The sequence below is a fragment of the Arthrobacter sp. 10N418 genome, assembly GCF_056394725.1.
Window position 1 is genome coordinate 1 of the sequence record NZ_JBFTIK010000071.1, and the last position, 617, is coordinate 617.

The window sequence follows — 617 nt, forward strand, 5'->3', positions numbered from 1 at the left end:
GACCCCATCAGCGGCGAACGCATCCGGGCCGGCCGTGCCACCGACCACCGCTACGAACGCGACACCGCCGGGGAGCTGCTGCACATTGACGTGAAGAAGCTCGGGAAAATCCCTAAGGGCGGCGGCTGGCGGGTCCACGGCCGCAGCGAGGCCGTCAAGGGCCGCGGCATCGGTTACGACTACGTCCATGTCGCCGTCGATGACCACTCCCGCCTGGCCTACGTCGAGGTCCTGCCGGACGAGAAAGGCCCCACCTGCGCCCGCTTCCTGGCCAACGCCGCGGCGTTCATGGCCGCGAACGGGGCACCCGTGCGCGAAGTCATGACCGACAACGCCCTGGCCTACATCCGCTCGGCTGCCTTCGCCCAGGCCATGACAGATCTGGGTGCCAAGCACCGGCGCACGAAGCCGCGGAGCCCTTGGCAAAACGGCAAGGCCGAACGGTTCAACCGCACCCTGCAGGAAGGCTGGGCCTACAAGAACGCCTACGACTCCAGCGACCACCGCACCCAGACCCTCACCGGCTGGCTAGACTTCTACAACCACCGCCGCAACCACAGCGCCCTCGGAGGACGACCACCCATCAGCAGATGTAACCAACCTGCCGGCTGAGTACA

1 protein-coding gene is annotated in these 617 nt (G+C 67.3%); it reads left to right on the top strand.

What is annotated here, in order from left to right; all coding sequences use genetic code 11:
• The coding region (locus tag AC1DCZ_RS19360; RefSeq protein ID WP_476976013.1) for an integrase core domain-containing protein at window positions 1-612 on the top strand (612 nt) is incomplete at its 5' end.
• Between the last annotated feature and the right edge of the window lie 5 nt (window positions 613-617).